Below are 14,007 nucleotides of genomic sequence, written 5' to 3'. Positions count from 1 at the left end.
GGGACGGCACCCGCCGTCCCCCGCGGCCGGTCGGCCCGTCAGGTGCGGCGGACCAGCCCCTCGCCCAGCGACCAGGTGAGGGTGCCGCCCTGGAAGTGCTGGACGACGACGTCCTCGCCCGAGCGGAACGGCTGCCCCACCGGGTAGGCCAGGCTCCCGTCCTGGCCGCCGGCCGCCAGCCAGGCGGACCGGATCGCACCGGTGACCGAGTGCGCCCCGGCCGCCGGTGACCAGGCGATCGTGCCGCCGGCGAAGTCCTGCAGGCAGCCGCCGCCGCGCAGCCCGCACCGCTCGTCGGTGGTCGGGTAGCCCAGCGGCCCGTTCTCCAGCCGCGCCGCCTCCCACCGCGCGCGGACGGCGCCGCGGACGACGGCCGGCGGGGTGGCGGCGCTGTCGTAGACCGAGCCGCGCTCGAACAGCTGGTAGCACCCGCCGTCGCGCAGTCCGCAGGTGGTGTCGGTGAGCGGGTGGCCGACGCCGGCGAGCCCGCCCGTGGCGTCCCAGTGGGTGAGGACCCCGCCGCGCAGGGCCCGGGCGCCGAGCACCGGCGACCAGAGGACCGCCCCGCCGGTGAACTGCTGCCGGCAGCCGCCGCCGTGCAGCCCGCACCGCTCGTCGCCGGCCGGGTACCCCAGCGGCCCGTACTCGGACCCGGTGCGCTGCCAGTGCTCCCGGATGCCGCCGCGGACGACGCTGGCCGCGGAGCCGGCGCTGGCGTACACCGACCCCCGCTGGAAGATCTGGTAGCAGCCCCGGTCCGGCAACCCGCACATCGTGTCGCTCACCGGGTAGCCGGCGGCCGCGGTCCCGGAGCTCGCCCAGCGGGGCAGGACGCCCCCGCGCACGAGGCGCGCCCCCGTGGCCGGGGACCACACCAGGACCCCGCCGGTGAAGGTCTGCGCGCAGCCGCCGCCGGCCAGGCCGCAGCGCTCGTCACCGGTCGGGTAGCCCAGCACCCCGTTCTCCGACCGCAGGGCCTGCCACCGCTCCCGGATGCCGCCCAGGACGACGGCCGGCGCGGTGTCCCTGCTCGTGTAGAACCACCCGTTCTGGAAGCCCTGGTAGCAGCCGTCGGCCACCAGCCCGCACAGCGTGTCGGTCACCGGGTAGCCCACGGGGCTGCGGTGGGCGCCGCGGCGCTTCCACTCGTCGTGGACGGCGCCGTGCACGAGCCGCGCCCCGGTGCGCGGCGACCAGTAGATCGCGCCCCGCTCGAAGGTGCGGCGGCAGCCGTCGCCGGCCAGCCCGCAGCTCTCCGCGGACGTCGGGTACCCCAGGGGGCCGTCCGGGCCCCCGGAGCGGTCGTAGGCGAGGCTGATCGCGGTGGCCGGGACCGTCGGGGGCACCCCGCGGGCGACGCGGACCCGGGCCCCGGCGTCCGACACGGCCTCGACGGTGATGCGCAGGTCGCCGCCGGAGACGCTCACCGCGCGGCCGACCGGCAGGGCGACCCGCGTGTCCCGCGTCCACCCGGCGTAGGCCGACGGCGTGCCGTCGAGCAGGACCGACGTGTCCGGCTGCCCGCCCGCGCGCCGCAGCTGCACCCCGGAGTCCAGGCCGTAGCGGTTGGCGGCGGTGGCCAGCCAGGCGTCCCGGCCGGTGGGTGCCCGGTACTCCAGCCAGTAGGCGACGCCCTTCGCGTCGGTCAGCCGCACGGCGCGGGTCCCCGTGCCCCCGGCCAGCGGGGCGAGGGTCAGCGTGACCGGCGAGGTGGGGACCGAGAGGGACTGCTGGGCCCCGGCGGGCAGGACCCCCAGCCGGGCGGCCTGCGCGGCGTTGAGCGAACCGACCTCGTCCCAGGAGACGCCCATGACGTCCCAGAGGTCGCGGTAGGCCTGCAGCTCGCACCGGCCGCTCTCGACCGAGGCGTCGCACTGCAGCGCCGAGGAGTGCCCGAGCCCGAAGTTGTGGCCGAACTCGTGGGCGAGCACCGAGGTGCCCGTTCCCCGCACGTAGAGGCGGCCGCCCGAGGCGGGCGAGCTCCCGACGGTGGCCAACCCGTAGGCGCAGCTGGACTGGGTGGCCGGGGTGCTGCTCACGTAGAGCAGCAGGTGCTTGCCGGGGCCCTCGGTGAAGCCGACGGCCGCGGCGACCTCCGCCCACAGCGCGGAGGGGTTCGCGCACCCGGCGGCGGTCCGCCGCCAGGGGTGCTGCGCGGTGACCGCGAGCCGGACCGCCCCGTTGCTCTGCTCGGCCCAGAAGTCGGCCACCGGCCCGTCCACGGCGGCCACCACCCGGTCCAGCGTCATGGCGTCCTGCGTGGCCCCGGCGGGCACGACCATCGCCACGGTCACCTCGTTGGTGACGGTGGCGGCGGGCAGCAGCGGCTCCTGCGGTGCCGGCTCCGCCTCCTGCACCACCTCGGCGGCCAGCACGTCCCGGGCCGGGGCCAGCCCGTCCTCCCGGGCCGGCTCGTCGGTCACCTCGCGACCGAGCACCACCTCGACGGTGGCCCCGGCCGGCAGGCCCGGTCCGGCCTCGGCCACCGCGGCGTCCTCCTCGCCGACGAAGCCGGCGATGTCGTCGACCGGGACCCGGACGCTCGCGCCGGCGGGCGTCTCGACCCAGGTGAGCGGTCCCTCGTGGGCGTGCGCCCGGGCCTCGTCGGGGTCCTCGTGCTCGGGCCAGGCCACGACCAGCTCGCCCACGACCGTCGTCCCCGGGGCGGCCGGCACGGTCGGCGTCCCGGCGGGACCGTCCGCGTCGGAGGCCCCGGCGGTCGGGGCGGGGACGGCGGTCGGCCCGGCGGTCGGGGCCGGGTCGGCGGTGGGCGCGGGGTCCGCGGTGCCCGGTGCCGCCGTCGGCGCGGCCCCGGTGCCCGCGGAGGACGGGGCCGCGGTCCCCGTGGGGTCGGCGGCGCCCCCGGCGTCGACCCCGGCGTCCCCGGCCGGGGCGTCCCCGGCCGGGGCGGACGGGGCCGGGGTGGGCGCGGGGGTCTCGTCCCCGGCGGACGCGGTGGCCGGTGCGGTGAGCACGAGCAGGACCGCCGCCGGGACGGCGAGCACCGCCCGGGCGCGGTGCGGGCGGGAGCGACGGGGGAAGGGCACGCAGGACTCCAGTGCAGAGGGGCTGCTCCGTCATCGGCAGTCGGGGGGGCGCCCTGGACCCCCGCCGGGTGGCACGGCCGGGTGGCACGGCCGGGCCGGCCCGCTCAGACCCGGCGGCACCCCAGCGCGGTGAACTGGCCCCGGCTGTCCACGAGGTCGAGGCAGACGACGTGCCCGCGGTACCCGGCGGCGATGCTGTGGCTGAAGGCCCGGCCGGACGCCGTCTGGGCCCAGATGTCGCCGCTGGGCCGGTCCACCGGCAGGCGGGCGTGGTGGCGCCAGTCCACGCGCACGTTGACCGCCACCGGCGCCTGCGGGCTCGGCACGCGGCCGGCGCCCCAGCCGTTGAGCCACACGGGGCCGGTCCGCCGCGGGTCCTCGTACCACCAGCCCACCGGGGCCGTGCGCCCGGGCACGGCCGGCGCACCTGTCTGGATCAGCCGGTTGCGGGCCAGCTGGCACCCCTCGCGGTAGGTGGCCAGGTGCACCCCGTCGGAGAGCAGCACGCCGGGGTTGGCCCGCGAGAAGGCCTCCCAGTCCATGAGCTTGAGGTTCGGCCAGCGATCGGTCGCCAACCGCAGCTCCAGGTTGAACGCGTCGACCATGCCCTGGAAGGGCGGGTTGTGGACGGTGAACCACTGCACCGGCCGGCCCCGCGACTGCTGCATGAACCAGTCGATGTTGTCGCGCCACTCTGCCACCGAGGTGAACTTGACGTCGTTGGTGCCGAGCGCGACGACCAGCGACCCGGCGTCGCGGAACCAGAGCCGTTCCTCCTCGACGGAGGACTCGGTGACCGTCCAGCGGGGCCAGCCCGACCCCGTGCCGTCGAGCCGGCCGCGCATGTCCCCGGCGGTCGCGCCCGGCCAGGCGATGTAGCCCAGGGAGCGCCAGCCCATCCCGAAGTCCTGGCGGCACTGCTCGAGCAGCGAGTCGCCGATGGCGAACACGTACGGGTTGGCCCCCTGCCACGCCACACGGGGGAGGTCACCGGCTGCCGCGGGCGCTGCCCGCACCGCCGACAGGCCGCTCAGCGCCAGGGTGCACAGCACCACGACCAGCACGCCCCGTCCGACGGACAGCCCTCGCCGACCGCACGACCGCACCGCTCCGCCCCCCGTCTCGGCTCCCGCGCCACCCTCCCCCCGGAGTTCCGGCTCCGGCGGGTCCGACACACGGGCAGTGATGCAGCTGTGACTCAGCGCCGCCGGTGGGTCCTGCGGAGCGCCGCCGCCAGTCCCGCTGCGCCGGCGAGCGCGGACACCGCGACGAGGAGCGCCGTGCGGCCGGTCCCACCCGCCGGGTCGGCGAGCGCGGCCGGCTCCACCGGCACGGGCCCGCGCGGGGCCACCCGGCCGACCGCCACCGCGTCCGCCCCGGCCCGGACCTCCGCCGTCCCCGCGGCCGGGTCCTCCGCCGTCCTCCCGGCCGGGTCCTCCGCCGTCCTCCCGGCCGGGTCCTCCGCCGACCGCGGACCGGCCGCGGGCACCGCGCCCTCGCCCGACCCAGGCGCCGCCACGGCGTCGGAGGTCGCGGCCAGCACGGACGGGACGGCCGACGCCGGCTCCGGCAGCGGGGTGGCCGGGTCGGCACCGGGGGCGCCGGTCACGGTGACCGTGGCCCCGGCGGCGCCGACCTCGTGCACCGTCACGGTGAGGTCGCCGCCGGACACCGGCACCGGCACGCCCACGGGGAGGGCGGTCTGCAGGTCGCCGTCCCACCCCGTCGCGGCCGACGGGGTGCCGTCGAGCAGCAGCGAGGTGTCGGGCATCGTGCCCACGCGGCGCAGCAGGACGCCGGGCTGGAGGCCGAAGGGGTCGGCCGGGGTCCCGAGCCACTCGTCCCGGCCGGCCGCCGTGCGGTACTCCAGCCAGTACGTGGCGCCCTCGGGGTCGGTGAGCCGCGCGGCCCGGGTGCCCGAGCCCCCGGACCAGGGTGCGAGGGTCAGGGTGCTGGAGGGCCCGTTGACCGCGGCGACCGCCGCGTCCGGCAGCACCCCCAGGGCGGCGGCCTGGACGGCGTTGAGCGAGCCGAGCCGGCTCCAGGAGGCGCCCATGACGTCGTAGTAGTCGCGGTAGGCCGCGGTGCGGCACGACCCGGTCCCCACCTCGCCGTCGCACTGCCGGGCCGAGGAGTGCCCGAGGCCGAGGTTGTGGCCGAGCTCGTGGGCGATGACCGAGGGCAGCACCTCGCTGACGTAGAGCCGGCCGCCGGCCGCGGGGCCCGCGCCCACCTCCGCCATGGCCCAGCTGCAGCCGGCCGCGGCCGCACCGCCGAGGTAGACCAGCAGGTGCCGGCCGGGCGCGGCGGAGAAGCCGACGGCCGCGGCGACCTCGTCCCACAGCGCGGTGGGGCGGGCGCAGCCGGCCGTGGTGGGGACCCAGCCGGCGACGGCGGCGGTGACCCCGAAGCGCAGGGCCCCGCCGGTCTCGCCGGCCCAGAACTCGGCCACCGGGCCGTCGACCGCATCGACCAGCTCCCGGACCGTGGTGGTGTCGGCCGCGCCGCCGGGCGGCACGGCCCGCACCACGGTGACCTCGTTGGTGACCGCGGCCGTGCGGATCGGGACCTCCGGGGCGGCCGCCAGCACGTCGGCGGCCAGCAGGTCGCGCGCCGGCCCGTAGCCGTCGCCGGCCGCCTCGTCGGCCACCTCGCCGCCCACGCTGACCTCGACCGTGGCACCGACCGGCAGCCCCTCGGCGGCCGCGGCGGGCAGCCGGACCGCGCCGCCGTCCTCGGTCGCGACCCAGGTCAGCGGGGCATCCGCCGCGTGCGCGTGGTCCTCCTCGGCGTCGTGGGCCGGATCGGCCCACACCTGCACGACCTCGCCGACCACCGTCTCGGCCTCGTCGGCCCGCGCGCCGGCCGGCGCGAGGACGACCGGGACGGCGACGGCCAGCGCGAGGGCGCCCAGGGCCCGCAGGGGGCGCCGGGGGCGGGGCATCGGCGAGGGGTGCATCCCCCCTGGCATCGGCGGGCCGCGCACCCGTCGGCACCGGCGCCGCGGACTCCAGCCGAACCCGCCGTCACACCCGTCGCACGGCCACCGTCAGCCCCGGTGGGAGCATCTCTCAGGCGAGCGCGTCGGCCCCCATGAGCCGCCGGCCGGCCTCGGTGATCGAACCCGACAGCGAGGGGTAGATCGCGAAGGTGTGCGCCAGGTCGGTCACCGTGAGCCCCTTGGTGACCGCGAGCGCGATCGGCAGGACCAGCTCCGAGGCGCCCGGGGCGACCACCACGCCGCCGACGACCACTCCGGTGGCCTGGCGGGCGAAGAGCTTGACGAAGCCGTCCCGCAGGTCGCTCATCTTGGCCCGCGCGTTGGTGGCCAGCGGCAGCTGGACGACGTCGATCGGCATGTCCTCGGGCAGCGACTTCTCCTGCACCCCCACGGTGGCGATCTCCGGGTGGGTGAAGACGTTGGCCGCCACCGTCTTGAGGCGGATCGGCTGGACGGCCTCGCCCAGCGCGTGCCACATGGCGATCCGCCCCTGCATCGCGGCGACCGAGGCGAGCTGGAAGACCCCGGTGACGTCGCCTGCCGCGTAGATGCCGGGCACCGTCGTCCGGGAGACGCGGTCGACGACGACGTGGCCGCTCTCGGTGACCTCGACCCCGCAGCGCTCCAGGTTCAGCCCCGCCGTGTTCGGCACGGTGCCGACGGTCATGAGGGCGTGGGAGCCCTCCACGGTGCGCCCGTCGGTGAGCTCCACGACGACGCCCTTCTCCGTGCGCCGGACCGCGGCCGCGCGGCCGCGCTCGGCGATCCGCCCGCCGCGGGCCTGGAAGACCTGCTCGAGCACCTCGGCGGCGTCGGAGTCCTCCCCGGGCAGGACCCGGTCGCGGGAGGAGACGAGCGTGACCGGCACGCCGGCCTCCAGGTACCCGGAGGCGAACTCGGCTCCGGTGACACCCGAGCCGACCACGACCAGGTGCTCGGGCATCTCGTCGAGGTCGTAGACGTCGCGCCAGTCGAGGACGCGCTCGTGGTCGGGCTCCGCGCCGGGGAGCACGCGCGGGTCGGCGCCGGTCGCGACCAGGACGACGTCCGTGGTCAGCGTCTCGGTCACCGCGCCGTCCCGGTCGACGACCTCGACGCGGTGCTCCACCAGGCCCCGGACGTCGTCGGCCAGCCGCCCCTGCCCGGCGAGCACCCGCACCCCCTCGGCGACCAGCCGCGCCTTGATGTCGGCGGACTGGGCGACCGCCAGGCCCTTGACCCGCGAGTTGACCGCGGCGAGGTCCAGGCCGACGGTGGCCGGCTCCGCGCCCTGCACGCCGAGGGACGTCGAGTCGCGGACGGCGGTCATGGCGCCGGCGGAGGCGATGAAGGTCTTGGAGGGCACGCAGTCGGTGAGCACGCTGGCGCCGCCGAGGCCGTCCCGCTCGACGACGGTGACCTGCGCACCGAGCGATGCGGCGACCAGCGCGGCCTCGTAGCCGGCGGGGCCTCCGCCGATGATCACGATGCGGGTCATGGGGGTCCTTCTGCTCTGCTGCGGGGTGGGGGTGCGGCGCCCATTCTCCCCGCACGGCGCGGGAACGTCGCCCACCGAGGGGGTTCCCCCGGCCACACGCCCGTAGGCTCGGCGGCGATGGGCCTCTACGCCGCCTACGGGTCGAACATGGACCCCGCGCAGATGCGCCGTCGCTGCCCGTCCTCCCCGCACACCGGCACCGGCTGGATCCGCGGGTGGCGGCTGACGTTCGGCGCCGAGGAGTACGGCTGGGAGGGGGCGCTGGCCACCCTGGTCCCCGACGACCGGCCGCCGCACGACGTCGAGGTCCCCGGCGTGTTCGTCGCGCTCTACGACCTGACCGAGGCCGACGAGCGGGCCCTCGACGCCTGGGAGGGCGCCGACCTCGGCCTGTACCGGAAGCTGCACCTGCGGGTGCACACCCTCGGCGGGGATCTCGTGGCCTACGTCTACGTGCTCGACGCCTTCGAGGGCGGGCTGCCCTCGGCCCGCTACCTGGGCGCGCTGGCCGACGCCGCGGAGGCCGCCGGCGCCCCGGACGACTACCTGGAGGAGCTGCGGTCCCGGGAGTGCCGCTCGACCGGCCTCTGACCCCTCTGCTGCGCTGAGCGCCGGAGCGGGGGTCGCATCGCCGCGGACAGCCTCGCGTGGATCACGACGAAGGCGTTGAGCTCCACGCTGGGCGCGCGCCACGGGTACCAGTCCACCGTCACGTCGTCACCGCGGAACACGTGCCGCACCTGCGTGTAGACGGAGCGGAAGTGGTTGCGGTGGTCGATCGCGTGCACCAGCTCCTGCATGGTCGCGATGCCGCGCTTCCTCGCCGCGCGGACGGAGGTCAACGCCCGGCCGGCGCGGTAGGCGAGCCCGGGGTCGGTGGGGACGAGGATGGTCACGACGCCGCCGGCGGGTCGCGCGACCCTCCGCATCTCGGAGAGAGCGTCCAGGGGCGAGCCCACGTGGTGCAGCAGGCACGTCGAGATGACCCGGTCGAAGCGTCCGGACTCGAAGGACATGCGGGTGACGTCGCAGGCCTGCGGCTCGATCCTCGCGTCGCTCTCCAACGCCTCGAGCACCACCGGGCGGCGCAGGTCGGTCAGGAGGTACCGGTCGTAGGAGTGGCGGACGTAGGGGACGTGCTCCCCCCGGTTCCCCCCGACCTCCAGAACCTCGGGGAAACGGTCGGCGCCGTTGAACCTCCGCTCCATGGCACGGTGCATGAAGCGTTCGAAGAACGACCCGTCGGCCGTGGCGGCGACGTGCGAGTAGTGGTCCCGGTACCAGTCGTCGAGGACCTCCTGTGCCGACTGCTGACCGCCCGGCACCGCGTCTCGCATGTCCTGCACCGTACCGGGCCGGTCGCTCCGCCCCGCGTCGGTGACGCTCCTGCGGGCCGGCGGTGCGGCAGCGTCCTGCGCCACGCCGACCACCCCGTCGGGCCGGGGCGTGCGCGCGCCGAGCCGCCCGGCCGGCATCTGGCGCGGCAACCACGGCCCACCACGCCTGCTCAGGGGGTGGGCACCGAGCCGTCGACCGTCGCTCTGCTCTGCTCGAGGATGGCGATCCCCTCGTGCATCCTCGACACCTTGCGGTTGAGGGTGGTCAGCCTCTCGTAGAGCTGCACCAGGAGCAGCACCAGGAAGATGATCGCGGTGAGCAGGACGATGTCGAACAGGCTCATCGGTGGCGAGTCGGTCAGGTTGGCCCGCACGAGCGAGTCGTACGCCGGCTCGATGAACAACATGCCGACGCCCACCGACAGCCAGAAGGTCACCAGGATCCTGCAGCGCCGCCGAGTGGAGCGCCGGGTCTTGTAGCTGGTCACGGCCATGAGGACGGCGATCAGGATCAACGGCGCGTTGATGACGATCATCAGGACGTACTTGCTCATGCCACTCCTACCCGAGCGTCCGGAGCAGGACGAGGTCGGTCACCAGGTCGAACACTCCCCAGTTGGTCTGCCCCTTGCCGAGGGTCTCCTCCGAGTACGTCACGGCCGTCGGCACCTCGACGACCTTCAGCCCGTTCTGCCTCGCCCGCCAGAGGATCTCGGTGCAGAAGCCGTACCGGTCGATGGTGAACCGGCCGAGGCGGGGAAGTGCCCCGAAGGAGATCAGGCGCATGCCGCTCTGGGTGTCTCGGGTGGTGATCCCGAAGAGCATCCTGCTGATCAGGGACAGGCCGCGGTTGCCCATCGTCCGGTGCCGGGGCATGTCCTCCCGGTTGCCCTCGTGCAGCCGGTTGCCGACGACCACGTCCGCCTGGGTCACCAGCGCCGCCTCGAGCATCCGGAGGAGGTCGTCGCTGGAGTGCTGACCGTCGGCGTCGATGGTCGCCACGTACGCGACGTCCAGCTGCTCCGCGTTCTTCAGCACGTAGCTGAACCCCGTCCTGGTGGCGGCTCCGGCACCCGAGTTGATGAGGTGCCGGATGACGGTCGCACCCGCTCGGAGCGCCTCCTCGTAGGTGGAGTCCCTCGAGCAGTCGTCGACCACGACGACCTGCGTCCGGAACGTCCGGCCGCCCACCGCCAGCGTCGCGGGAATGGATCCGACGACACGTCCGATCGAACCCGACTCGTTGTACGCCGGGATGATCACGGTCAGGGTCCGGCCCACCCCGGCGTCGGTCACGACATCACCGCCCACCGTGCACCACGACCCTCGCGACCGCGCCGAACTCGTCCCTGATGAGGCTCTCCGACGCCGGATCGGTCACGATGACGTATTCCTCACCGTCTTCTCTCGTGAGCCGTGCGCATTCCTTGATCCTGGCGATCAGGCGCCGTTGCTCCGCATCCGTCGCAGTTCCGAATGCCAGGTTCTCGTAGACGTCCTTGTTGCACTCGTGGACATCGTTGCGGATCGTTTCTCCGTCGTACCGCATCATGTTCGCCCAGAACGAGATCTGCATGTGCGCGAAATACTTGTCCGATCCGGCGTCGTGGTGCAGCAACGTGGTGTTGAAGTTGCCGACGTCCCCGGCGATCCCCAGGGCGACGTAGGTGCTCAGGTCGGCGTCGTAGAAGTCGGGCTTCACCTGGCCGGCTTCCGTCCGGAACAGGTTGCGCACGTCGGTCAGCGGGTTGGCCGTCACGGCGAGCAACGAGAACACGACCGCGACCGGCACCACCGCGGCCGTGGCGAACTTCCCGGCAGCCCCGAGGTCCAGGCGCAGCAGGGCCACCGCGACGAGGCAGCACAGGAAGACGAGGTTGAGGGACTCCAGCAGGAACGCACTCTTGATGGCGTAGTACCGCACCTCACCGACGAGGAAGAACTGCACGAGCGACAGGAGGCCGACGAAGGCCAGCAGGGGCAGCACCAGCGCGATGCACCGCTCCCTGAGCTCGCGATCCAGCCTGCTACTGGTGGCGACCACGAGGAGCACCGCCGCGCTCAGCAGGAGGCTGAGCGGGTGGAAGTCCCGCAGCCCCCCGGTGAAGTTGATGCGGCCACCCGAGCCGTCGTAGTGCAGCTGGAGCGCGAGGGGGACGAACTGCATGCCGATCGCGACGACCAGGCCGAGCACCTGGCGCCGGGGCATCGCGCGCACCGCACCCAGGCAGCCCTTCCGGCCCACCACCAGGACGACGGTCGCGAGCAGCGGCGGGATCAGCAACGGCCACGACAGCCCTGCCCCGAAGACGAGGACCAGGTACAGGGACACCCCGGCGAACGGACGGTCCTGCGTCCCCGTCAGCAGCAGGACGAAGGCGACCAGGACCGTGGCGATCACGTAGTAGTAGTTCAGGAACCCCTGCGTCACGAAGGACCAGAGCAGGAAGGGCCCGGCGATGGCGCCCGCGGCGGTGCCGGCCGCGTGGAGGAGGAGACCGCCGCCCTCCGGCGCGCCACGTCCCGCGAGGCGGAGCAGCAGCCCGGAGAGGCAGTAGCCGATGGCGGCGGCCATGAGCGCGCCGGACACCAGGTACTGGCCGATGTAGACGAGCACGCCCTGGCGCCAGTCCGCGCTGGTCTGCGCGATGCCGAGACCGTCCTGCACGAAGGCCACGACGATGTGGAAGCCCTGGGGGTAGTAGCCGTCGGCTCCCCCGTAGCTCCAGTGCTGCTGGCCCATGAGGCGCCCGATCATGGCGAAGTGGTTGGTGGCGTCGATCGCGGTGCCGCCGCCGATCTGCGCCACCCTCGCCACCGCGTCGTCCCCGACCACGATCGGCGTGAAGGGCAGCAGGAAGACCGCCACCACGATCGCCGCGGCGCCGTCGTACCGGTTGACGAGACCGGCGACGCGGTCTCGCACGGGGATCGCGTCGAGGTCGGCCAGCACCACGGCAGTCAGGTAGACGCCCGCCGTGAGAGCAGCGGACACCCCGAAACGCGAGGAAGGCAGCACGAGGAACTGCACCGTCGCCGCGACCTGGAACACGGCGAAGAACAGGAGCACCGACAGGACGAGGCGTCCGGCGACACTCCCCATGACGGGGACGGGCGGGAGCACGAGGACCCCGATCACCAGGCACATCCCGAGCAGCACGAACGGGACGCCCACGAGGTACAGCAGGAAGGCGGCGCCGAGCGAGGCGGCAGCGATGGTCCTCGTCCTGCCGGAGGGCTGCGCGGCCTGCCCCGTCGGGAAGACGACCTTGCTGTACAGGACGTAGTTCCAGGTGGTCACGACGACGATGGCGAGCACCTTGCCGACCCGCGGGTCGACGTCCCAGGAGTCGCGCAGCGCCGCGACGAAGGCGTACGTGAAGGCGATGTTGACCGCGAGCAGGAGCCCGTAGAGCAGCAGCTGCCTCGCGCTGCGCGCCACCGGGTCCCGCCGGCTCTCGAACACCCAGAGCTTGTTCAGGCCGAAGCTGACGGCGAGGCTGACCAGGAAACCCGCCACGGTAGCCGCGCCGACGTCGGCGTGGAGCACACCGTAGGCGACGGAGAAGGTGGCGTAGTCGGTGACGAGGGCCAGCAGGCCCGCGGCCACGAACCTGGACGGGCGCATCCCGAACAGCCGTCGGAGCGGCCCCGCTGGGGTTGCCGCGGCACCCGTCACCGGGACGTCGTCCGTGGGGACACGCGGGAGCGACACCTTCGCGTCCGCCTGATGCGGTGAGAGATCTGTGTGCATCGTGATGGCTGCGCCCTGGCTCCCGAGCCGACTCGTCGAAATTGCGCCCGGGTGCAAACCAGAATCGCTCGGATCCACCACCGACCCAGCCGCTCTGCCATCGAATGCGTCGCCGGGTGAATCGTTCTGCGCAACCCCGTGCATCGACGCTAGCACCGGTCCCGCAATGGACCAGGTGCGCTCGTCGTCATTTCGTCGCAACTGCACCCCCAGCATCAGGGGCAACGGCGACAGGGGCACAACGGGAGGTCTGCCCGGCGGTCTGGTCCCCACCGCCGCGCCCGCCGTCGGCGAGTGCGACGGACTCGTGGTCCTCACCGGCCGATCGCCACGGGTTCGTCGCACTCGGTCCGGCCCGGGGGTCAGCCCCCGGGGATCAGCCCCCGGGAGAGCCCTCGGGGGCGGACAGGAAGGTCTCCAGCAGCTGCCGGGCGGCCAGGGCGGGGGTGAGCTCCCCGGCCAGCACCGCCTTCTCCAGCTCCGGTGCGGCCGCCCGGACGCCGGGGTGCGACCGCAGCCGGTGCTCGAGGCCGTCGCGGACCAGCTGCCAGGTCCAGCGCACCTGCTGGGCCCGCCGGCGTTCCTCGAACGCCCCGGAGGCCCTGGCCCGGTCCTGGTGCGACACCAGCGCGGCCCACACCTCGTCGAGCCCCGCACCGGAGAGCCCGGAGCAGGTCAGCACCGGGACGTCCCAGTTCTCGTCGTGGCCGCGCAGCATCCGGATCGCGCCGGCGAGCTCTCGCGCGGCCTTGCGGGCGTCGGTCGCCGCCGGGCCGTCGGCCTTGTTGACCGCGATGACGTCGGCGAGCTCGAGGATGCCCCGCTTGATGCCCTGCAGCTGGTCGCCGGTGCGGGCCAGCGTGAGGAACAGGAAGGAGTCGACCATCTCGGCGACGGCGGTCTCGGACTGCCCGACGCCGACGGTCTCGACCAGGACGACGTCGTGGCCGGCGGCCTCGACCACCACCATCGACTCCCGCGTCGCCTGGGCCACCCCGCCGAGGGTTCCCGCGGTGGGGGCCGGGCGGATGAAGGCCGCGGGGTCGACCGCCAGGCGGCTCATCCGGGTCTTGTCCCCGAGGATGGACCCCCCGGAGCGGGCGGACGACGGGTCGACGGCGAGCACCGCGACCCGGTGCCCCTCTCCGGTGAGGGTCACCCCCAGCATGTCGATGAACGTCGACTTGCCGACGCCGGGGACGCCGCTGATCCCGACCCGGCGGGCGCCCCCGGTGTGCGGCAGCAGCTCGACCAGCAGCTCCTGCGCCCGCTCCCGGTGGTCGGCGCGCCGGGACTCGACCAGCGTGATGGCGCGCGAGACCGCGCGCCGGTCGCCGGCCAGCACCCCCTCGGTCAGCGCCGGGACGTCCACCCCGCGGCTCATGCCGCGG

At 74.7% G+C, this 14,007-nt stretch carries 10 protein-coding genes; 1 reads left to right on the top strand and 9 read right to left on the bottom strand.

Annotation, left to right across the window (positions count from 1 at the left end):
• Nucleotides 1-38 precede the first annotated feature (38 nt).
• The 4 genes from ACI8AC_RS01540 to ACI8AC_RS01525 form a co-directional block, all read right to left on the bottom strand.
• On the bottom strand, nt 39-3,047 hold the full coding sequence (locus tag ACI8AC_RS01540) for a hypothetical protein (RefSeq protein ID WP_456894507.1): 3,009 nt from the start codon (nt 3,045-3,047) through the stop codon (nt 39-41).
• Between the two features lie 104 nt (nt 3,048-3,151).
• Nucleotides 3,152-4,111: a hypothetical protein gene (locus ACI8AC_RS01535; RefSeq protein WP_456894505.1), complete on the bottom strand. Its 960-nt coding sequence runs from the start codon at nt 4,109-4,111 to the stop codon at nt 3,152-3,154.
• A gap of 134 nt (nt 4,112-4,245) precedes the next feature.
• Nucleotides 4,246-5,991 (bottom strand): reprolysin-like metallopeptidase, encoded by a 1,746-nt coding sequence (locus ACI8AC_RS01530; protein WP_456894503.1) that lies wholly within the window; start codon nt 5,989-5,991, stop codon nt 4,246-4,248.
• 127 nt (nt 5,992-6,118) lie between these two features.
• Nucleotides 6,119-7,525 carry an NAD(P)H-quinone dehydrogenase gene (locus ACI8AC_RS01525; RefSeq protein WP_456894501.1) on the bottom strand — a complete coding sequence of 469 codons (1,407 nt, stop codon included), beginning with the start codon at nt 7,523-7,525 and terminating at the stop codon, nt 6,119-6,121.
• A 117-nt stretch (nt 7,526-7,642) separates the two neighbouring features.
• Between ACI8AC_RS01525 and ACI8AC_RS01520 the strand changes: the two genes are divergently transcribed.
• The gene (locus ACI8AC_RS01520) at nt 7,643-8,116 is read left to right on the top strand and encodes a gamma-glutamylcyclotransferase family protein (RefSeq protein WP_456894499.1); all 474 of its coding nucleotides are present in this window, start codon (nt 7,643-7,645) and stop codon (nt 8,114-8,116) included.
• Here the strand turns inward: ACI8AC_RS01520 and ACI8AC_RS01515 are convergent.
• The 5 genes from ACI8AC_RS01515 to meaB form a co-directional block, all read right to left on the bottom strand.
• Nucleotides 8,068-8,862, bottom strand: a complete 795-nt coding sequence (locus ACI8AC_RS01515; RefSeq protein ID WP_456894497.1) for a class I SAM-dependent methyltransferase — start codon at nt 8,860-8,862, stop codon at nt 8,068-8,070. The genes ACI8AC_RS01520 and ACI8AC_RS01515 overlap by 49 nt on opposite strands.
• Nucleotides 8,863-9,032: 170 nt before the next feature.
• Nucleotides 9,033-9,416 (bottom strand): hypothetical protein, encoded by a 384-nt coding sequence (locus ACI8AC_RS01510; RefSeq protein ID WP_456894496.1) that lies wholly within the window; start codon nt 9,414-9,416, stop codon nt 9,033-9,035.
• 7 nt (nt 9,417-9,423) lie between these two features.
• Nucleotides 9,424-10,158, bottom strand: coding sequence for a glycosyltransferase family 2 protein (locus ACI8AC_RS01505; RefSeq protein ID WP_456894494.1), 735 nt, complete (start codon nt 10,156-10,158; stop codon nt 9,424-9,426).
• 4 nt (nt 10,159-10,162) lie between these two features.
• Nucleotides 10,163-12,490: a GtrA family protein gene (locus ACI8AC_RS01500; protein WP_456894492.1), complete on the bottom strand. Its 2,328-nt coding sequence runs from the start codon at nt 12,488-12,490 to the stop codon at nt 10,163-10,165.
• A 502-nt stretch (nt 12,491-12,992) separates the two neighbouring features.
• On the bottom strand, nt 12,993-14,000 hold the full coding sequence (gene meaB, locus ACI8AC_RS01495) for a methylmalonyl Co-A mutase-associated GTPase MeaB (RefSeq protein ID WP_456894490.1): 1,008 nt from the start codon (nt 13,998-14,000) through the stop codon (nt 12,993-12,995).
• Nucleotides 14,001-14,007 lie beyond the last annotated feature (7 nt).

This window comes from Geodermatophilus sp. SYSU D00758, from assembly GCF_054049955.1.
The sequence above is the reverse complement of the archived record's forward strand: the minus strand, read 5'-3'. Positions and strand labels throughout refer to the sequence as shown.